Source organism: Brevibacterium album DSM 18261 (assembly GCF_000426445.1).
Lineage (GTDB): Bacteria > Actinomycetota > Actinomycetes > Actinomycetales > Brevibacteriaceae > Brevibacterium > Brevibacterium album.
This window is the reverse complement of the sequence record NZ_KE384526.1, coordinates 331,679-351,544: the sequence shown is the minus strand read 5'-3', so window position 1 is coordinate 351,544 and position 19,866 is coordinate 331,679. Positions and strand designations below refer to the sequence as shown.

The 19,866-nt window shown below is 68.4% G+C and carries 17 protein-coding genes and 3 tRNA genes; 18 read left to right on the top strand and 2 right to left on the bottom strand.

Going from position 1 to position 19,866, the window contains the following annotated elements; genetic code table 11:
- The first annotated feature begins 224 nt into the window (after window positions 1–224).
- The 8 genes from K318_RS0115290 to K318_RS0115255 all read left to right on the top strand — a co-directional run bounded on the left by K318_RS0115290 (window position 225) and on the right by K318_RS0115255 (window position 8,927).
- Window positions 225–1,589, top strand: coding sequence for a sodium/glutamate symporter (locus tag K318_RS0115290; RefSeq protein WP_029090120.1), 1,365 nt, complete (start codon window positions 225–227; stop codon window positions 1,587–1,589).
- A 125-nt stretch (window positions 1,590–1,714) separates the two neighbouring features.
- A complete protein-coding gene (locus K318_RS0115285; RefSeq protein WP_029090119.1) occupies window positions 1,715–2,074 on the top strand; it encodes a hypothetical protein in 360 nt (119 codons plus the stop codon).
- Window positions 2,075–2,504: 430 nt separating this feature from the next.
- Window positions 2,505–3,878, top strand: coding sequence for an MFS transporter (locus K318_RS0115280; protein WP_084500300.1), 1,374 nt, complete (start codon window positions 2,505–2,507; stop codon window positions 3,876–3,878).
- Window positions 3,879–4,074: 196 nt separating this feature from the next.
- Window positions 4,075–4,590: a cyclic pyranopterin monophosphate synthase MoaC gene (gene moaC, locus K318_RS22385; protein ID WP_035282155.1), complete on the top strand. Its 516-nt coding sequence runs from the start codon at window positions 4,075–4,077 to the stop codon at window positions 4,588–4,590.
- Entirely contained in the window at window positions 4,587–5,861 is a 1,275-nt protein-coding gene (locus K318_RS22380; protein WP_051298082.1) for a molybdenum cofactor biosynthesis protein MoaE, read from the top strand. The genes moaC and K318_RS22380 overlap by 4 nt, the downstream gene beginning before the upstream one ends.
- Window positions 5,858–7,057, top strand: coding sequence for a ThiF family adenylyltransferase (locus tag K318_RS22375; protein ID WP_084500297.1), 1,200 nt, complete (start codon window positions 5,858–5,860; stop codon window positions 7,055–7,057). The genes K318_RS22380 and K318_RS22375 overlap by 4 nt, the downstream gene beginning before the upstream one ends.
- On the top strand, window positions 7,054–8,013 hold the full coding sequence (locus K318_RS0115260) for a formate dehydrogenase accessory sulfurtransferase FdhD (RefSeq protein WP_029090117.1): 960 nt from the start codon (window positions 7,054–7,056) through the stop codon (window positions 8,011–8,013). Before K318_RS22375 ends, K318_RS0115260 begins: the two co-directional genes overlap by 4 nt.
- Before the next feature lie 104 nt (window positions 8,014–8,117).
- On the top strand, window positions 8,118–8,927 hold the full coding sequence (locus K318_RS0115255; RefSeq protein WP_029090116.1) for a metal-dependent hydrolase: 810 nt from the start codon (window positions 8,118–8,120) through the stop codon (window positions 8,925–8,927).
- Between the two features lie 120 nt (window positions 8,928–9,047).
- On the opposite strand, the gene K318_RS0115250 is transcribed toward K318_RS0115255, so the two are convergent.
- Window positions 9,048–9,836 (bottom strand): DedA family protein, encoded by a 789-nt coding sequence (locus K318_RS0115250; protein WP_035282152.1) that lies wholly within the window; start codon window positions 9,834–9,836, stop codon window positions 9,048–9,050.
- A 95-nt stretch (window positions 9,837–9,931) separates the two neighbouring features.
- Here K318_RS0115250 and K318_RS0115245 point away from each other — a divergent pair.
- A tRNA-Gly gene (locus tag K318_RS0115245) sits at window positions 9,932–10,004 on the top strand.
- Between the two features lie 162 nt (window positions 10,005–10,166).
- On the opposite strand, the gene K318_RS0115240 is transcribed toward K318_RS0115245, so the two are convergent.
- The gene (locus tag K318_RS0115240) at window positions 10,167–11,732 is read right to left on the bottom strand and encodes a tyrosine-type recombinase/integrase (RefSeq protein WP_169721480.1); all 1,566 of its coding nucleotides are present in this window, start codon (window positions 11,730–11,732) and stop codon (window positions 10,167–10,169) included.
- A gap of 743 nt (window positions 11,733–12,475) precedes the next feature.
- Here K318_RS0115240 and K318_RS0115235 point away from each other — a divergent pair.
- From K318_RS0115235 to K318_RS0115195, 9 genes are all read left to right on the top strand, one after another.
- Window positions 12,476–12,548: transfer RNA gene (locus K318_RS0115235), tRNA-Lys, on the top strand.
- Window positions 12,549–12,982: 434 nt separating this feature from the next.
- Window positions 12,983–13,055, top strand: a tRNA-Asn gene (locus K318_RS0115230).
- Between the two features lie 59 nt (window positions 13,056–13,114).
- The gene (locus K318_RS0115225; RefSeq protein WP_029090113.1) at window positions 13,115–13,438 is read left to right on the top strand and encodes an HNH endonuclease; all 324 of its coding nucleotides are present in this window, start codon (window positions 13,115–13,117) and stop codon (window positions 13,436–13,438) included.
- A 35-nt stretch (window positions 13,439–13,473) separates the two neighbouring features.
- On the top strand, window positions 13,474–13,884 hold the full coding sequence (locus K318_RS0115220) for a phage terminase small subunit (RefSeq protein WP_051298081.1): 411 nt from the start codon (window positions 13,474–13,476) through the stop codon (window positions 13,882–13,884).
- Between the two features lie 10 nt (window positions 13,885–13,894).
- Complete coding sequence (locus tag K318_RS22370) at window positions 13,895–15,595, top strand: hypothetical protein (RefSeq protein WP_051298080.1); 1,701 nt, start codon at window positions 13,895–13,897, stop codon at window positions 15,593–15,595.
- 9 nt (window positions 15,596–15,604) lie between these two features.
- Window positions 15,605–17,032: a phage portal protein gene (locus tag K318_RS0115210; RefSeq protein WP_029090111.1), complete on the top strand. Its 1,428-nt coding sequence runs from the start codon at window positions 15,605–15,607 to the stop codon at window positions 17,030–17,032.
- Window positions 17,032–18,090 carry a VG15 protein gene (locus tag K318_RS0115205; RefSeq protein ID WP_029090110.1) on the top strand — a complete coding sequence of 353 codons (1,059 nt, stop codon included), beginning with the start codon at window positions 17,032–17,034 and terminating at the stop codon, window positions 18,088–18,090. Before K318_RS0115210 ends, K318_RS0115205 begins: the two co-directional genes overlap by 1 nt.
- Before the next feature lie 30 nt (window positions 18,091–18,120).
- Entirely contained in the window at window positions 18,121–18,615 is a 495-nt protein-coding gene (locus K318_RS23925) for a hypothetical protein (RefSeq protein ID WP_051298079.1), read from the top strand.
- Between the two features lie 88 nt (window positions 18,616–18,703).
- On the top strand, window positions 18,704–19,834 hold the full coding sequence (locus K318_RS0115195; protein ID WP_156914065.1) for a hypothetical protein: 1,131 nt from the start codon (window positions 18,704–18,706) through the stop codon (window positions 19,832–19,834).
- The last annotated feature ends 32 nt before the right edge of the window (window positions 19,835–19,866 follow it).

Sequence of the window (19,866 nt, the reverse complement as noted above, 5' to 3'; positions counted from 1 at the left end):
GCTCCTTCCGCGGCGCAGGGCGTCCCGGACGTTCCTCGCGATCCTGGCCGGCTGGACTTGCATCCGGCCCCCTCACCCCTCAGGCTGTCCTGGGCCCATCTGCGGCCCGCCCTCTGCGGGGCGCTCCCGCAGCCCCTCGCGCGGTGCCCAGCCGGTCTGGTCCCCCGCGCATACCCACGCACGGCGATCCCGTGCTGCCTGACGTGTTCGAAGGGAGACGATAGATGGAGACGAGCGAGTTCAGCCCCTGGGCCCTCCTGGTCGATGCCGGAATGATCGGCGCGCTGCTGGCGGTGGGGACGATCCTCCGCGCCAAGGTCCGCTTCCTGCAGTCGATGATGATCCCCGCAGGTGTCATCGCCGGTTTCGCGGCGCTCCTCCTCGGCCCCAATGTCCTGGGCTGGCTGCCGTTCTCCGATCAGCTGGGCACCTATTCCTCGCTGCTCATCGTCTTCGTCTTCGCCTGCCTTGCGCTCTCCAGCGACTTCAACGTCCTGAAGATCGGCAGGAACGTCGCGGGCTTCGCCTCCTACGGCGTGCTCATCTACGCCGCGCAGACCGCCGTCGGAATGCTGCTCGTCCTCGCACTCCTCGGTCCGCTGCTGGGCGCGCCCGACCATGTGGGCCTTCTCCTGTTCGCCGGGTGGGCGGGTGGGTTCGGCTCAGCTGCCGCTCTCGGCACAGTGTTCGCGGAGGCCGGCGACCCCACGGTGCAGTCGCTCGCCTTCACCTCGGCGACGGTGGGCCTGCTGGTGGGCGTGATCGGCGGCATCGTCCAGGCGAAGATCGGTGCTGCGCGCGGCCACGCGAAGGAGTTCGCGGGGCTGGCGCAGATCCCCGACGACCTGCGCACGGGGGTGCTGGACCAGAGCCGTGAGCGTCCGGCCATCGGCACCCACATGTTCTCCGGCGGCACCATCGAGTCGCTGACCTTTCAGGCGAGCATCATCGCGGCGGTCTCCGCCGCGGCCTACGGCCTCAACGAGGTGCTGGGCGAGCTCGTCCCGGCCGTGTCCTTCCCGCTGTTCTCCATCGCTTTCATCGTCGGCCTCGCGCTCCGCGCGCTCCTCGCGGCTACGCGCACCACCCGCTTCATCGACCGGGACTCGATGAGCTCCATCTCCGGGCTGTCCACCGACCTGCTGATGGTCTGCGGCATCGCGTCCGTGGTGCCCAGCCTCGTCGCCACCCACTGGGTCGCGCTCCTCATCCTCTTCCTCGTGGGACTGGGCCTCTGCCTGCTCCTCGGGCTGTTCATCGCGCCGCGCGTGATGGCCGATGGCTGGTTCGAGCGCCAGCTCTTCACCTGGGGCTGGGCGACCGGCGCCGTCGCCACCGGCATGGCTCTGCTGCGGATCGTCGACCCCAAGCTCAGGTCGCGGACGCTCGAGGACTTCTCACTCGCGTATCTCCCGGTCGTCCCCGTCGAGGTCACCGCTGTGACATTCGCCCCGATCCTCGTGATCGCCGGTGCCTCGTGGGCGGTCGTGGGCATCTGGGGCGGCATCACGGTGGCGGCGCTGGCCGTGGCGCTCGTCATCGCGCGGATGAATCGGAAGGCCGGGGCGCAGGTGGCCGCGGGGGTGTGAGACCGAAGGTCCACAGGCCATGACGGCCGGCGCTCTGGGTGAGGTATTCCCGAGGCCATATGGGCTCACCCCTGTGATCCTCCCCAAGGCCCCCGCTCGGGCAGTCTGGGGCAGCGCGGCAGGGATTGCGATGGCTGGACGGCTTCGCCGGGACCTTCATCCGCAGGTACATCCGCGCCGACCTCGACCCGGGCGATCGATTCGTGGAGCCGTATCCCTTCGGGCCGACGCACTTCCGCCCCGAGGAGTTCCTGAGGGCGGGCAGGGCCGGTCGCGCAGCCGGGATCGTCGTCCGTGCGATCTGCCTCGTCGTGGGTCTCGCCGGCACGGCGGTCCTGATGCCCATCCTGTTGCACGCTCTCAGCACGCGAGCTTTTCATCCTGCGATGCCCGGTCTCGCGGCGTTGCTCGTTGCCTTCGCCGGGCTCGCTCTGGGCTCGCAGGCCTATCTGCGCTGGATGCTGCGGACCATGCGGGGACTCTGACAGGTCAGCGGCAGCTCGCACTTCTCCCGTTCCGTGGAGATGTCGTCCAACATGTCCGCAAGACCCCTGTTTGTGTGGAGATGTTGGGTGACATCTCCACACATATGCCTCTACCGTGGCGATGTGGACATCGCACGATTCGTGCCGGAGGCCACAGCCTTCGGCACTGCCCGGCCGACCGGGAGGCAGGTGTGGGGCGGCGCCTATGGAATTTCCTAGGGGCCCTAGTTTTTTTGCTGAGCGCAGCGAGGCGCCAGCCTAGTGGAGGACCGCACGGGCCGTCTCGCCATGAGGGCGGAGCCGACGCGAACTCTGCGGATCGGGGAGGATGTCGCGGCGCCGCACTCGGGCGGTGCACATGCGTGTGCGGGGGCCACCCGGCCTCGGGCGTCGCATTCCGAACCCACGAACAGCGAACAGGGGAGAGCCCATGAGTTCTTCGACGGTGACCGATGCCGCAGGCGGTCCGGACCGGCCGGACGGGTCTGTGGGCACCACCGCTGCCGCCCAGCAGCACACCACCTCTCCCCGGGAGATGCGCAGGATCGCCGGTGCCAGCGCCATCGGCACGGGTGTGGAGCTCTACGACTTCCTCATCTTCGGCCTCGCCGCCGGCCTGGTCTTCCCGCAGCTGTTCTTCCCGGAGTCGGACCCGCTCGTCGGCACGCTCCTGTCGTTCATGACCTTCGGCGCGGGCTTCCTGGCCAGGCCGCTCGGCGGCATCGCCTTCGGGCACTTCGGCGACCGCTTCTCCCGCAAGACCATGCTCGTGATCTCCCTCGTGGCGACCGGTGTGGCGACGGTCGCCATCGGCCTGCTCCCCACCTACCAGACCGTGGGCATCCTCGCCCCGATCCTGCTCGTCACGATGCGCATCGCACAGGGCTTCTTCATGGGCGGCGAGCAGTCCGGCGCCTTCCTCATGGTCACCGAGCACGCCCCCGCCGGCCGCAAGGCGTTCTACGGCTCCTTCGTCACCTCGGGCTCGCCCATCGGCAGCATCCTGGGCATCGGGTTCTTCAACCTCGTCGCGGCCCTCACCGGCGACCAGTTCGTCGAATGGGGGTGGCGGATCCCCTTCCTCGCCTCCGCCGTGCTCATCGGAATCGGCATCTACGTGCGCCTCGGCATCTCCGAGAGCCCGGTGTTCTCGCAGCTGGCGAAGAAGTCTACCGTGGCTCGAGTGCCGCTGGTGGGCGTGCTCTCCACGGCGCTGCCGCTGGTGATCGGCGGCGTGCTGGTGAACATGGGCTTCAACACCTTCATCTTCATCGTCAACTCGTTCTCCACCTCCTACGGCACGCAGACCCTCGGCATGGATCGCAACACCCTGCTGCTCTCCAGCCTCACGGGCTCCGTCGGCATGCTCGTCGCCGTCTTCGTCGCCGGCTGGCTCGCCGATCGGTACGGCCTCGTCCGCATCATGGCCGGCGGTGCGATCTTCCAGGTGCTGTGGGCCTTCCCCTTCTTCTGGCTCTTCGACACCGCGACGCCCGCGCTGCTCTACCTCGCGATGGTCTTCGCCTACATCGGCCTGAGCTTCGTCTTCGGTCCCATGGCCGCCTACTACGTGAGCCTCTTCCGCCCCGAGTACCGCTATTCGGGCGTGGCGCTGTCCTACAACCTGGGCGCAGTCCTCGGCGGCGGGCTCTCGCCCACCATCGCGACCGCGCTGCTGGGGCAGTTCGGCTCCAGCGCGGCGATCTCCGGCTACGTCGCCCTCGGCGGACTGCTCTCCCTCGCAGGCCTGCTCCTCACCGCCGGCCACGTGAAGCGCGTCTCCACGACCACGCTGGGGGACTGAGAGCTGCCTTCACGGGCCAGTGTCCCGAGGCCGGACCCGCCAACCGTGCCCGAGGCGGGCTCGTCAGCCGTGCCCGAGGCGGGAGCCGGTGCGTCCGTCCCGCGGACTACGATGGACTCCAGAGTCAGAGAGCGGTGCCGCGGGGCCGGACCGCGGGGCGCGCGAGACAGAGGACACGGCACAGGAGCGTGAGAACGTGGGCACTGCAGGGCACGAGGACGCACGTCGGGAGGGGCGGCTCACCCATGTGCGGGAGGACGGCTCCGCGCACATGGTCGACGTGAGCGGGAAGGCCGTCACCACGCGGACCGCTCGGGCGCATTCGCGGCTGGTGACGACCCCGGAGGTCGTGGCTCAGGTCTTCGACGGCACCCTGCCCAAGGGGGACGCCGCCGCCGTCGCCCGGATCGCCGGCATCATGGCCGCGAAGAGGACCTCCGAGCTCATCCCGCTCTGCCATCCGCTGCCCCTGTCGAAGGTGACGGTGGACATCGGACCGGGAGAGGGCGATGCACCCTCCGAGATCATCGTCGACGCCCTCGTGAAGACCACGGGTGTGACCGGTGTGGAGATGGAGGCGCTCACAGCGGCCTCCGTGGCGGCGCTGACGCTCTACGACATGGTCAAGGCCCTTGACCGCGGCGCCGTCATCGCGGAGACCGGGGTCCTCGCGAAATCCGGCGGCACCGGCGGGGACTGGGTGCGGGTATGACGGAGGGGCCCACTCTCCCCGAGGCGGCCCAGGCGCAGTCCGAGGCCCAGGCTCAGCCCGAGGCTCAGGCCCATCCTGTGGCCCCGGCCCGGACTCAGCCCGGCAGCCGGGCGCAGCACCGCATCCCGCACGCGCAGGTCTACACCCCGGGAGCGCACCCGCCCAAGCGCGCACCGGACTTCGGCGCCGGCCGCAGCGCCATCGTCCTCGTCGCCTCCACGAGCTGTGCCGAGGGCCGGGCTGAGGACACCGCCGGCCCCGTCGCCGTCGCCTGGCTCCGCGGGCTGGGCTACGACTGCCCGGATCCCGTCATCGTCGCCGACGGCGAGCCCGTGGGCCGCGCCCTCGACCACTACCTCGCCGAGCTGCCCTGGGACGCGCGTCCGCGCATCATCGTCACGAGCGGCGGGACCGGGCTGAACCCGGACGATGCGACCCCGCAGCTCACTTCCGCGCGCCTCGACTACGAGGTCCCGGGCATCATGCACGCCATCTGGGAGTACGGCCTCAAGAAGCTCGACTACGCGGTCATGAGCCGCGGTGTGGCCGGCGTCCGCGACCGGACCTTCGTCGTCAACCTCCCGGGCTCGCGCGGGGGAGTGAGGGACGGGGTCACGGTGCTCGACACCCTCATCCATCACGTCCAGGCCCAGATCGAGGATCTTCGCGATCACCCCGACGAACGGCGGCAGGCGGCCTCCGGCGGCAATGTCTCCGGCAGTGCGGTCTCCCATGCCTTCACCTCCGGGAGCCCTGCCCCCACCTCGGCGGGCCCTGCCCCCGATTCCCCGGGCGCCGATGCCGCGGCCCCCGGGGGAACAGACTCCGACCCCGCAGGTGCCGTCGCCGGCGAGGTGGTGCACGCGGGCGTGACGGAGGCGCCGCTGGACTCCGCTGCTGCCGAGGCCGCGGTCGTCTCCTCCGGGACCGGCGCCTCGGTCGTGTTCAACGGGATCATCCGCGATCACGACTCGGGGCGGGCCGGTGTGACGGGGCTGGCCTACACCGCGCACCCCGATGCCGGAGCGATCCTCGCTCGCACCGCCGAGGCTGTCGCGGCCGCGCACCCGCGGGCGCGGATCTTCGCCTCGCATCGGGTCGGGCGGCTGGCCCTGGGGGAGTCTGCGCTCGTCGTCGCCGTCGCGAGCGCCCATCGCGCGGAGGCCTTCGCCGCCGCCTCCGCACTCGTCGATGCGATCAAGGAGAGCGTCCCCATCTGGAAGGAGCAGTTCTACTCCGACGGCGGGCACGACTGGCCGGGGCTCCGATGAGCGAGCGCTACGTCCGGCAGATGCGCGTACCCGGGGTGGGCGTCGACGGCCAGCGGCGGCTGAGCGAGGCGAAGGTCCTGCTGGTGGGTGCCGGAGGCCTCGGCTCCCCGGCGGCGCTCTACCTCGCCGCCGCCGGTGTGGGGACCGTGGGGCTCGTCGATGACGACGTCGTGGAGCTGAGCAATCTGCACCGCCAGATCGTGCACACCACGGCATCGGTGGGCCGGCCCAAGACGGACTCCGCCCGTGAGACCCTGTCCGCGCTCAATCCCGAGATCCGCGTCGAGACCTTCGAGACGAGACTGACGGCCCGGAACGCGCTCGAGCTCGTGCGCGGCTGGGACCTCGTGCTCGACGGTGCCGACGACTTCGCCACCCGCTGTCTCGTCTCGGATGCCGCGACGCTGCTCGGAATTCCCCATGTGTGGGCCTCCGTGATGGGCTCGGGCGGGCAGCTGAGCGTCTTCGACGCCGCGCGCGGGCCCGTGTACCGGGACGCCTTCCCCGTCCTTCCCGCGCCGGGAACGGTGCCCTCGTGCGCACAGGCCGGGGTGCTGCCGGTGGTGCCCGGCATCCTCGGCGTCGCGATGGCCGCGGAGGCGCTCAAGCTCATCATCGGCCTGGGCAGCCCGCTCATCGGCCGGATCGCGGTCTATGACATGCTCACCGCCGACTGGGAGACGGTGCCCCTGCACCCCCACCCCGCCGTGCGGAGACCGCAGACCGCGGCCGAGGTGGGGGCCGGCCTGCCGCCTGCGGTGATCGTCGAAGAGCTCGCCTCTGTGCTCGGCGCTTCCGGTGCCCGGCCGCTTGTCATCGACGTGCGGACCGCGGAGGAGCGGGCCGCGGGCACCGTCCCGGGGTCGGTGCACGTGCCGGTCGAGATGATCGAGGCCGATCCGGCGGGAGCGATGGGCGGCGTCGGCGCGGGAGAGATCTGCTATGTGTTCTGCGCCGCGGGCACGCGCTCGGTCCGGGCTGTCCATGCGCTGCGGGGAGCCGGCATAGACGCTGTCGATGTGATCGGCGGCTACGAGGCGTGGGAGCGGCGGATCGGGAGCAGCGCGACGGCGGGGGCGGCGCGTTCGGTCCCGGCCTCGGTCTCCGGCTCGGCCCCGACTCCGGCCCCAGCCTCGACCGGAGAACAGGCCTCGGCAGGGTCGCAGACATCAGCGAGGAGGGATGAAGGACCATGACGCGGATGACCGTGCGGACGCGTGCACACCGCTTCGACGCGAACGGCCTCGTGCGGGCGCGTGCGGACAGGCTCGCCGGGGAGGAGCCGCTGGAGGTGCGCCTCGACGGCGAGCAGTTCACCGTGACGATGCGCACGCCGGGCAGCGATGTCGAGCTCGTGATGGGGTTCCTCCTCACGGAGGGCGTCATCACGCACCGCGACCAGGTGCGCGAGATCGACTTCTCCGCGGGGCTCGACCCTGATGGCAGCCGCAATCTCAACGTTGCCGGCGTCTCCCTGGAACCCGGCACCTGGGACCCCGTGACGTACCGGCAGAGGCAGGTCTACACCTCGAGCGCCTGCGGCATCTGCGGCACGGCCTCCATCGAGGCGGTGCAGAAGGTGTCCCGGTATCCGCTCGGCCGGCTGCGCCCGTTCGTGGAGCCCGCCACGCTGCTGGGCCTGCCCGATGCGCTCCGGGCGGAGCAGGCGCTCTTCGATTCGACCGGGGGAGTGCACGCGGCCGGGCTCTTCCGCATCATCGATCTGCCCGCGGCACCCGACTCCGCCGAGGCGCTGGATGCCGGGGAGGCCCCGGCCGGGGGCGGTCTGAGCGGCGCGGCGGGGAGCGAGGAGGAGGCCTCGGCGGTGCCCCCGCCCGCTCCGCAGCAGACGGAGCTGCTGTGCCTGCGCGAGGACGTGGGCCGTCACAACGCCGTGGACAAGGTGCTGGGCTGGGCGCTGAAGGAGGATCTGCTGCCGCTGGGCGACACCGTCCTGCAGGTCTCCGGGCGGGCGAGCTTCGAACTCGTGCAGAAGGCGGCGATGGCAGGCATCCCGGTGCTCTCGGCCGTGAGTGCGCCCTCATCGCTGGCGGTAGACCTGGGGCAGGAGCTCGGGCTCACGGTGGTGGGCTTCAACCGCGGGAGGACGTTCAACGCCTACAGCGCCCTGGAGCGGATCAGGGGGCGCTAGGTTCGGCGGACGTTCAGGGGGCCGCTCCGATTTCTCGTGTCCGTCCCTCCCTATAGCCTGGCGTCCTTCTCACTTCCCCTCAGCAGAAGGACATCAGCACCGTCATGATGGGCGCACACCATGCCTCCACCGGGGCCGCACTCGGCATCGCCGTCGCAGGCACCTCGGGCCTCGCACTCGGTCTCGTCGAGGGGGTGAGCGCGCCTGAGGTCATCGCCGTGACCCTCATGACCGCGGGCGCCGCCCTCCTGCCGGACATCGACCACCACAACGGCTCGATCGCGAACTCGCTGCCCGGCTTCGGACCGTTCCCGGGGCCCACCGAGGTGCTGTGCCGCATCATCGGACGCCTTTCCGGCGGGCACCGGCGCGGCACCCATTCGCTGTTCGGGATCGCCGTGTTCGTGCTCCTCACGTGGCTCATCGGGCAGTTCACGGTGACGATCGCAGGCGTCGAGCTGGCACTCGGCGCGGGTCTCCTCGGCGTCGTCCTGGCGGCCTTCGCCTTCGACGCCCTGCGGATCTCCCGGCTGGGACGGGTGTGGCCGTGGCTGCTCGCGCTCGCCGCGGGCGCCTATCTCGCCCTGCAGTTCCCCACCGCGGGGTGGGTGCTGCCGCTGGCCGTGGGCATGGGCTGCGCGGTGCACATCGTGGGCGACATGATCACGACAGGCGGCGTGCCGCTGCTGTGGCCGCTCGTCATCAGGCCGCCTCGGGCGCTGTCGCGGATTCCCGGGCTGAATGCGGTGTGGCGGCGGACGGGACTGTTCTCCGTGCCGCTCCTGGGCAATACCGGCTCCGCGCGGGAGTGGGTGCTCGGCTCCCTCGTGGGCGTCTACGTGGTCGCGGCCGTGATCGCGGAGCTCGGCGGCCTGCGGGACGTGCTCACGGACCTGCTCGCACGGTCCGGCTGAGGCGGAGCGGGGAGAGGCCGTGCGGCGGGAGGCCGTGCAGACGGAGGCTGGACCGGTGCCTGTGCGGACGGCACGCGGCCCCGCTGCCGACGCGTGCCCAGCCCCATTGCCGGTGCCTGCTCAGGCCTGCCGCCCGTTCGACTGCCGCCTGGCCTCCTTCCAGAAGGTCCAGCCGAACAGCACCGCGATGAAGCCCAGCGTGATCCACAGCGTGTACCGGTCGATGAGGCCGAGGACCTCCACGGCAGCCTCTCCCAGCTGATAGCCGAGGACCGTCCAGATGATCGTGAAGATCATGGCGCCGAGGAGGTCGGCGGTGAGGAACAGCCACAGACGCATGCGGCTCCAGCCTGCGACCAGCCACACGAGCGTGCCGGGCACACCGGGGCACCGGGAGACGAGCGTCATGAGGAACAGCGCCCATGCGGGGATGCGCTTGAGCTGCTCGATCCTCCGCTTCTGCCGTTCATTGGAGGCGAACAGGTTGAGGATGCCGTCACCCCAGCGCCGGCCGGCGAGCCAGAACGCCCAGTCGAGCTTCGCCATGCCGAAGAAGCCCGCGAACACCACGAGCCAGAGCGGGATCTTGCCCACGCGAGCATAGGCGGCGGCCGCGACGATAGAGGTCTTCGCCCCGTTGATGAACTCCTGCAGGACCGGTGCGTTGACCAGCATCCACGGACGCAGGGGCATGAGCACGAGGTAGATGAGCGGGACGCCGAGCACGATGAACAGCAGCGCCTTGTCGATGCCAGCCGCACGGCCCTGCCACGGCTTCACCTGCGCCCAGGGATCGGGCTTGGGGGGCTCCGCGGATTCCGGATCCTCGGCCGGAGCCTCGGCGGCAGTCTCCGGTGCCCGGGAGGCATGGCCCTCGTGCTGGCGCCGTTCAGCGTCGTCGTCGCTCATGTGCTCCATGGTAGAGGGGTGCTGTGTCGAGGCATGCCGATGTGCGCGTTCCGCAGTGGCGATGTATGCTGTTCCTCGTTCGCGTGAGAGCGCGTGCGGATGTAGCTCAATTGGCAGAGCGTCAGCTTCCCAAGCTGAAGGTCGCGGGTTCGATCCCCGTCATCCGCTCAGAGCGAAAGCCCCGGGATCCGCGTGATCCCGGGGTTCTTTCGTGTGTTTGAGAGTCCGCTGAGAATCTTCGCGTCTCGCAGTTCGAGAGGTTTCACCCGTATCCAAGCCCCGGATTCGCGGGGACCCGGGGGCCTTTGCAACTCGATTGCAACGCCGGCGTCAGAAGTTCAGCACCGCGGCCACGGCATTGCGACCGTCGGCGGTGATCTCTGCATACCTTTCGAGCACGAACTCCGCGGAGCCGTGATCCAGGATCGCCTGCACGACATGCGGAGGGACTCCGCCCTCGAGGGCCAGCGTCGCGGCGGTGTGGCGCAGATCGTGGAAGCCGAACGTGCGCTCGTCCCAGCCTTCCGGTCGCTCCGCCTTCGGCCGCAGGTCCAGCGGCCTCTGCCAATCCGCGTCGCCGAGCTGCAGGTCGCAACCGACCTCGCGGTCGAGGAGCAGGCTGAGTTGGTGCGAGCTCAGGTAGTCGGGCGCCGGCGCCGCGCCGAGCTCATCCTGCCACGCGGCGACCGCTGCCGCCATCTCCGGCCCGAAGCGGGCATTGCCGATGTGATCCCGGTCGAGGGTGCCCGCGGGGTAGAGCGCCCGCTGCGCGTCGTGCACGAGGAGTGAGGCCTGCAGTACGATCCGGCCGAACTCCCCGCGCTGCTCGCGTCGCACGGCATCAACCCCCGGCTTTCGTGGCGGCTGCTGCATGTTCGCGACGACGCCTTTGCCTCGGCCGGTCCTCCCGCGTCGAAGAGACTCGTCCCACTGCACAGGGAGAACGCCAGCTGCCTTGTACGGCATCGGACCGCCCAGGGCTCCGCGGAACACAAGGTCGTCCGGCTCGATGTCCCTGACGAGCGCGCGGAGATCGGGGACGAGGCTCGCTGGGATCGGGAGGTCGCGCGGCTTCCCGTTCTTCGTGGTGGAGACGTGGCCCCGCGAGGAGCGGGACCGGCTCACTCTCACGATCCCGGGGCTGTCGTCCTCGCCCCAGCCGGAGAACGGGAGGTCGAGGTCGCGGCGGCGGAGCTCGATGACCTCGCCCCACCTGCAGCCCGTAGCGAGTGCGAACCGGATGAGCGTGGCCCACCGGCCGGCGTGCGCGACGAGCCGGTCAGCCTGTCGGCGCGTGAGGGCGATGCTCTCGCCCAGTGCGTCGTTGCTGATCCGGTGCACGTTCCGCCCCGTGTCGATGTCGATACACGGATCCGTCTGGATGTAGCTCTTCCGCAGCGCGTACTGGCATACCGACTTCAGGGCCTTGAAGGCTTTGTCGCGGGCGACTGGATTGGTCGCCGACGGGAAGCCCTGAGTCCAGCTTGAGATGTGCGAGGTGCGCAGGTCGGCGATCCGGATCTCGCCGATCGCCGGGCCGACGTGGTTGCGCAGGTAGCCCTCGTAGTTCGCTGCCGCGCCGGCGGTGATCCCCCGGCCGCGGCGACCGCCGCGGGTCTTCTGCACCTCGAGCCACTCGTTCCAGACATCGGCGACCGTCAGGCTCTTGGTGGCTCGGGTCGGCACGAGAGTGCCGCCGCGGAGGTTGTCTGCGGTCCGAGCGGCCCACTCCTCGGCCGCGCCGCGGCCCTCGGTAGGGTCTGCCGACGCGTCGACGTGAGGGAAGTTCTTGGCCCGGCGCTGGACCTTGCCGTCGACCGTGGCGCTGGCGGTTGCCTTCCACCGGTTACGGCTGCAGCCCGGCGTCCACTCGCCGGACTGCTTCAGGTCTTTCACGGGCACATGAGCCTCCTCCATTCGCGTCAAGCCGTAGAGTACCAGCCTGGCAACGTTGACGGAGTGCGAGGGTACACGTTCGCGAGCGTTGCATAACACGTGACGAAGATCACACGATGGGGATGTGACTAAACCGGGATTTTCACACGCTTATACATAGTGAGGGGGTAAGGGGGAGGGAGTGAGCGAAGCGAACGACCGACCCCGCACCCCCGAACGCTAGCGCGCTCGGGAGAGCGCAGGAGACGCTAAGCACGGCTGAGCGCCGTGCCCCCTAGGGCTAAGGCGCAGAGCGCTGAGGCGCTCCGCAAGGAGCGCAAGAGCACGCGCGCAAGCGCGGAGAGCTGAGCATGAGCTCAGCCCCGGGGCTGAGCTCGAGCCTCGAGCAGAAGAAAGAAAGCTACAGCTCCTTCGTCGCTGTAGCCAAAGAAAGAAGACCTCAGCTCTGGTCGCCGCAAGCTCGGCTTCAGCCGAGCGCTAGAGCGCGCGCGTAGCAACCCCAAGACTCGGTCGGTGCACTCCTTCCGGCGCCAACGTCGAAGTTGGCGCGCACCGATCGCCCGGGACGGGCCTCTGACCGTCCCCGCCCTCCGGCAGCGTAGCCGGCACCCGCGATGAACCCCTCGTTGAGACCGCCTCTCTCCCGGTCGCCGAGATGCGCCTTCGGGCGCAGGAGTTCCGCGGGGCAGACCAGGAGCCCATAGAAACGTGGCCGCTTGACTGCGGGTCCACGGGCTCCTTCAGCCTCTCTAGCTCAGCTGGTAGAGCACTCGGCTCTTAACCGAGGGGTCGCAGGTTCGAGACCTGCGGGAGGCACGCGGTCCAGACTCGCACTCATGGCGAGCAGTGTCCGCCGTCAACCCGGATGCGGATCCCCTGGGATTCGAGTGCACCTTCCGGGTCTTTGTAGGTCAGCCAACGGATAGGCGTCCGGTCTCCAAAACCGGCCAAAAGGTGGTTCGACTCCACCGACCTACGCGGAGATGAGTCGACGGCCATCGGCTCGTCTCTAGGGAGTGGCAGAGCGCCCGAGACCGCATCGACAGATCGTGGCGATGCGTGAGGGTGATGCGATGACCCAACGGCTCAACGCGCGTAGCGCGGTCCAACGGCAAGTGCTGAGGGCCAAGCGAGAGCGATCCGGCTTAGCGGCTGGTGAACGAGCTCAGCTCAGCGGCAGGGTCAGGCACTACGGCTAATAGCGATGAAGCGATCCCGTAGTCCGGTCCTCATCAGACCGCTCCCACCCTTCCTCAGTAGCTCAACAGGCAGAGCGCCGCACTGTTAATGCGGGTCGTCCGGGTTCGAAACCTGGCTGGGGAGCAGCAGATCAGCCCGCCCGGTTCGCCGGCGCGGGCTGGTTTTCATTCACAGGAGGCTTCATGACGCAGCGGTCATGGGCCGGCTCCGACCGCCGAGGGCGCCTGCCCGACAACTGGCGCCAGCTGCGCCAGGCGGTCTTCGCTCGCGACGGATGGCAGTGCGTGATGCGCGCCCCCTCGGGGCAGCGATGTCCGCGGCCGGCGCAGGAGTGCGACCACATCACCCCCGGGGACGACCACTCGATGTCGAATCTGAGGTCGCTGTGCACACTGCACCACGCATCCATCACCGGCGCCCAGGGCGGGCGCCGAGTCCACAAGCGCGCCCGGATGGCGCACCCACTCAAACGCAAGCCGGAGAAGCACCCCGGCGATCCCGGATAGGTCGGAGGTGATTCCCGATTGGCGCACGAGGCCCAGTGCCATCGCGCTCCGAAGAGCGCGTAGGCCACGCCCGGCAGGCCGGAGGCCAGGACGCGGGAATCTCCACCGGCACGCTCCGGCCCGTCAGATGGCCGGCGGCTGACCGAGCGTGGTCGAAGAGGGCGAAAGAGCTCTACAAAGCCGCGAAGGAATCCGGCCAGTCCGACTACTACCAGCAGACCGACATCGCTCGACTGCGATTCCTGCTGGACCAGATCACCTACTACGAAGGCCAGCCGCAGCGCAGCGCCATGATGCTCCAGTCGATCACGTCGGAGCTCTCGAATCTCCTGTTCTCAGAAGGGGATCGCCGGCGCGTTCGGATCGAGCTCTCGAAGACGGACAACTCGATGCAAGATGCGCAGATCGTCGCGATTGATTCCTACAAGAAGGACCTAGGTATGTGAGGGGCGTTCATTGGCAGTTCACGACTACAAGTTCCCCGGAGGCTGGAACCACAAGATCTTCGGGAATACGTGGAAGGTCAATGACGACGGCTCATGGTACCTGCCGGAGCGCACTCTCGGCTGGGGGATCCTCGGCTGGTGCTCCGCATACCTCTTGAACGACCAGGGCAAGCAGTGGCGCTTCACCCCAGAGCAGGCCCGCTTCGTGCTGTGGTGGTACGCGGTCGATGACCGCGGCCGATTCATCTACCGCAAAGGCGTGCTGCAGCGACTCAAGGGCCACGGCAAGGACCCACTCGCTGCGGCGCTCGCGCTCGTAGAGCTCTGCGGGCCTTCGCAGTTCTCCGGATGGGACAGCGCCGGCCAACCGCTCGGTAGCTCGCACCCGAATGCGTACGTCACCGTCTCCGCGGTGTCGGAGTCGCAGACGCGGACGACGTCCGACGTGCTGCAATGGATGGTCTCGGACAGGCTGAAGAACGACTACGGCCTCAACGTCGGCATCGAGCGCGTGACCGCCAACGGCGGACGGGCGCAGCTGGTCTTCTCCGCCTCCTCGTACAAGAGCATCGAGGGCAAGCGCCCGACGTTCTCGATCCTCAACGAGATCCAGCACTGGACGGCCTCCACCCAGGGCCACAAGATGTACGAGACGCTGGACGGCAACCTCACGAAGAGCCCCAACGGCGTGGCTCGGATGCTGGCGATCACCAACGCCTACCAGCCCGGCGAGGACTCCGTCGGCGAGATCATGCGCCATGCGTACCTCGACCAGGTCGACTACGACCGCAAGTTCCCGGGCAAGCGCATCGGCGCCACGATGTACTACGACTCGCTCGAGGCGGACCCCGCCGCTCCGCTCGAGCCCGAGATCATCATGCAGATCGTCGCCGAGATCCGCGGCGACTCGAAGTGGCTCGACCCCGAGTCGATCGTCGGCCGCTTCATGGACCGCTCGGTCCCGACTTCGCACAACCGGCGGATGTTCTACAACCAGGTCGTCGCGAAAGAGGACGCCCTCTACGAAGAGGCCGACTGGGACTCGAGCCGCGTCGACGCCGGCGAGCTGCTGCCCCGGACCGAGGTGGTCCTCGGGTTCGACGGCGGCAAGACCGACGACGCCACGGCGCTCGTCGCCAAGCGCGTCTCCGACGGAGTTGTCTTCCCGATCATGATCTGGGAGAAGCCCCCGTCGAACGTCGACGACGACTGGCAGATCGACCGACGGCAGGTCGACTCGTACATCCACTGGTGCTTCAAGACCTTCGACGTCCTGGCCTTCTATGCCGACGTCGCCGAGTGGGAGTCGTACATCGACTCCTGGTCAGAGGCCTACCGCAGCCGCCTGGTCATCCGGGCCTCGAGCAGGCACGCGATCGGATGGGACATGCGAGGCGGTCAGGAGAAGATCACGCGCGCGAACGAAGCGCTCATGACCGCGGTCTTCGAGTCTCGAGCCCTCCTTGAAGAGGGCGCCCCCGAGGCCGAACTTCCGTTCAAGCACAACGGCAACCGGGTTCTACGCCGGCACGCGCTCAACGCGCGGCGAAGAGAGAACCGATGGGGAATCACGTTCGGGAAAGAGTCCCGCGAGTCCCCGCTCAAGGTCGACGCCTACGCGGCTGTGCTGCTCGCGGAGATGGCGTACCGCGACCTCAAGGAGTCGGGCAAGGCGAAGCGTCGCCAGCCCGCCAAAGTCATCGCCTACTAGGAGGTCTGATTGGATCCCACTCTGCGATCGGATCTCGACGAGCTCTTTCGCACGCTCGCCCACGAGAAGGTGGTGACCGGCCTTTGCGACGACTACATCAACGGCAAGCAGGCGGATCCCTGGTCTCCGGATGAGTTCGACCAGGAGTACAAAGAGCTCAAGGACCGGGCGAAGACGAACATCATCCGCCTTCCCCCGCTCGTCGTCTCCGAGGTATCGCACGTCCAGGGGTATCGGCGGACGCTGAGCTATGACGCCGAGGGCAACGCCGTCAGCGACCGGTTCCCGGAGGAGTTCAAGGACTTCCGCCGGCTGCGGTTCGGAAACCTGCAGTCGGTCGTGCATCACGCCTCCGCCGCCTACGGGCAGTCGTTCGTCGAGGTCTACAAAGACAGCAAGGGCAGGCCCGGAGCGAACATCCTGAGCTCGCTGAACACGACGGCGCTGTGGGACAACCCCGTGTCGGACGAGTATCCCCGTTCGGTCCTGTGGCTCGTCCGCTCGACCGCGGACGACTCCCCAGGGCTTGCCTACGGGTGGGACCGGGTGAACAAGTACCGACTCGAGACCGACGAGAACAACGAATGGGTGGTCGTCGAGGAGGGGGCTCACGGGTTCTCGGACACGCCGATCGTCCGCTTCCCCTGCTTCCTCGACTCCGAAGGCCGGGTGCAGGGTCTCGTGGAGAACCTGATCGAGCCGCAGGACCGGGTCAACCAGTCGGTCCTCGACCTGCTCACCGGCCAGGCCTACACCGGCAACCAGATCTACACCGCGTCCGGCGTCCAAGGCGAGCGAGTCCTGGACTACGACGGCACGCCGAAGGTGGACGAGAACGGCAACGAGCTCATCCGCCCGTTCCGCATCTCCGCGCGCCGGATGCTGACCACCGACAACCCCGAGGTGAAGTTCGACCGCATCCCAGCAGGATCCCTCGAGGACCTGCTCGCCGCCCTCGGCAACTCGCTCGAGCTGTTCGCCGTCGCCGGCCAGATGAGCCCGTACATCTTCCACGGGAAGATCTCGAACCTCGCAGCGGAGGCGCTCGCGGCTCTCGATTCGCAGTTCTTCCGCCTCGTCAAGTACCTCCAGTCGAACTGGAGCGAGGGCTGGGCGAGCGTCTTCCGGCTGTTCGCCGAATGCCGCGGAGACGAAGAGGGCGCCGAGGCCTGGGACGTCGAAGTCCGCTGGGCTGACTTCAGCATCAAGACGTTCTCCAGCTACGCCGACGGCCTCGCGAAGATCGCCGAGAACCTCGGAATCCCCCGCGAGGGCCTGTGGCACATGGTGCCCGAGGTCTCGAGCTCGACGATCGAGCACTGGCGGGAGCTGAAGGAGAAGGACCTCGACTACGCCGAGGACGCCGACAACCCCGATGAGTTCGACCGCCAGGTCGACTACTCGCGCCGGCCTCGCGCCGACGCCCGGGAGGCCTGATGGCCCGACCCGAGATAGAGATGCTCGAGCACGTGCACCGTGCGGCGATCGCCCGTCTCGGCCTCGCGATCGGGATCCTCGCTCGAGATGAATGGCAGACGGTCAACCCACTCAATCCGAACCTCAGCCGCGCCGAGCAGCGCATCTGGCGCCTGATCCTCGGGGGCCGGCAGATGAGCCGGCGCCTCTCGGAGCTCTACCTCCGACTGATCCGGGCGCTCGAGATTGGGGAGACCTACGCAGGGTCCACCGGACCTGCTGTGACCTCGCTCGACGAGCTCCGAGAGCAGTATCTCGCGCTGGTGACCGAGGTGCTCGAGTTCGCTTTCTCGATCACGCCCGACATGGACATCGACGAGCAGTGGCTCGCAGACCTGCTCCGCGACGCCGAGGACGACGAGACGCACCCGCGAGCCGAGCTCGAGGACGCAATCGCCGGCTGGCTCACCGAGCGCGGCCCCGACGGGCGCCTGCGCATCCGAGACTTTGTCTGGCCGCAAGACCAGGTCGAGACCCTCGACGACGCGGCCCGCGTCTACGGGAACTCCATCCGCGCCGCCGGCCCCGACGGCCTGCAGCACAAGCTCAACGAGCTCGCCAGGAAGCACGCCGACGACGCAGACAGGTTCCGCCGGGAGGCGGCTGCGGAGTTCGAGAAGCACGGGAACATGCTCGCCGCCGAAGTCGACAAGGCCGGCATCGACGCCGGCCGCGACTTCATCATGGAAGCCGTCCAGAAGGACAGCCGTCGCTCGTCTATGACCGTAGCTCGAGGCACCCGAGCAAACCCCTGCGCATTCTGCGCGATGCTCGCTTCCCGCGGATTCGTATACCTGTCCGCGAGGACGGCCATGCACGGGTATTCCATGCAGGCCTACCACCCGAACTGCCACTGCTTTCCCATTCTCCGATGGAAGACCGACACGCTCCCCGAGCGAAACGAGTACTTCCAGGAGAAATGGGCAGAGGTGACCCGCGGCCATTCCGGCAGAGAAGCCCGGAAGGTATGGCGCCGCTGGATCAACGCCGAGAGGCGCACAAAGCGCTCCGGCGGATAACCACTTTCTTTACTCCCAGGAGGGGTATTCATGCCCGAAGACATCGAGGGCCAGGAGCCCGAGGCGCAGAACATCGAGCCTGCAGCACCGGCCGATTCGACCAACGAGCCCGGCGAGGACGACCTGCCCGAGTGGGCCAGGAAGAGCCTGAAGAAGGCCAATGACGAAGCCGCGTCGTATCGCACCCAGCTGCGCGAGGCGCAGGAGCAGCTGAAGGCTGCCAAGAGCCCAGAAGAGCACGAGGCCGCAGTCAGCGCCCTCAACGAGCGCATCGTCGACCAGGACCGCCGGCTCGCCGCGAAGGACCACGGCGTCCCCGACGACCTGCTCGAGTTCATCACCGCCACCGACCCCGAGGGCATCGAGAAGCAGGCGAAGAAGCTCGCCGCCTCTGTCGCCACCCAGGATCCCGCGCCGGCTCCGCCCGAGTCGAAGCAGCCGCCCGCCGGGGCGCGCCAGACGAAGCGCGCGGATTCGACCCTGAACCCCGTCGACGCAGCACGCCTGTCGCTGCAGCGTCGCTGAAAGGAACCTCTTGGTTTACAACCCGCACGAGGTAGTCAAGCCTCAGTATCTCGCCGATTCCGCAGTCGAAGCCCTCAAGCTTCGCGCCGTGGCCTCGAACCTCATTACCCGCGAGGGCTTTGAGCGCTTCACCGGTATCGAGGGCGACACCATCAACATGCGCGTCAAGGGCTCCCTGCCCGTGCGCGAGTACGGTTGGCGCAACGATCGGTCCCAGCCGATCGTTACCGACACCTTCAAGGACACCGTCGTCCAGCTGAAGATCGAGCAGGACCGCAACTACTCCGCGGTCAAGCTGATCGACGAGGACAAGCTCTTCGACTTCGGCGGCGGCTGGGGTGACATCTTCGCCCGTCAGACCGACGCGCTGACCAACTACAACGAGGTCAAGATCCTCAACCACGTCAGGAGCGCTCCTTACGAGCGCGTCATCGTGGTGGACTCCACGTCTGCGACCATCAAGGAGCAGGCCGACCTCAACCGCGACAACATCTTCAACGCCTTCGTCGACGCGAAGGCCGACATCAAGAAGATGCGCTCCCCGGGGTCGGACTACGTCTGCCTCGTCGGCTCGGCGTTCGCTTCCGAGGTCCAGAAGAGCCAGAAGCTCGTCACGGCTAACGGCGGCGGCGATGACGCGCTGTCCAGGGCCACGCTCGGCACGATCGCCGGCGTGACGATCGTCGAGTCCGAGCAGCTGGAGCCCTACGAGGGCTTCATCTTCACCCGGTCCGGCTTCGTGTTCTACAACGCAGCGCCCCCGATCCCGAACTCGGCGCCCTTCGCTGCGGCTGCAGCGTCCGGCGGATTCGCCCTGCGGTGGATCATGGACTACGACACCGCGTTCGCGACCGACCGCTCGCTGTATGACACGTTCGTAGGCTACAACTACACGGAGGACTACATCGAGCTGCAGGACGCTCGAGGCCAGACCTTCGTCAGCCCCGAGAGGTTCTTCGTCCGCGGCGTTCGCCTCGCGCTGAAGACCGACGACTACGATCCCGCCACCGACGGCATCGTGGACATCAAGCCCGGTGACGGCAAGGGCGACTCCCGGCTGCTGGGCAATAAGCCCGGCTCGTGGCTGGATCTCGCCTTCCACGGCAAGCTCACGACCACCACCATCACCGAGGGCGAGCTGTTCCCGGGCGTGCTGAACGTGCCCGGCGTGATGCCCACCGGCGACGCCGGAGCGGGTGACGGCTCGGGGGAAGGCTGACGCCGGGTGAGCAGACGCTCCCCGGCTCGACG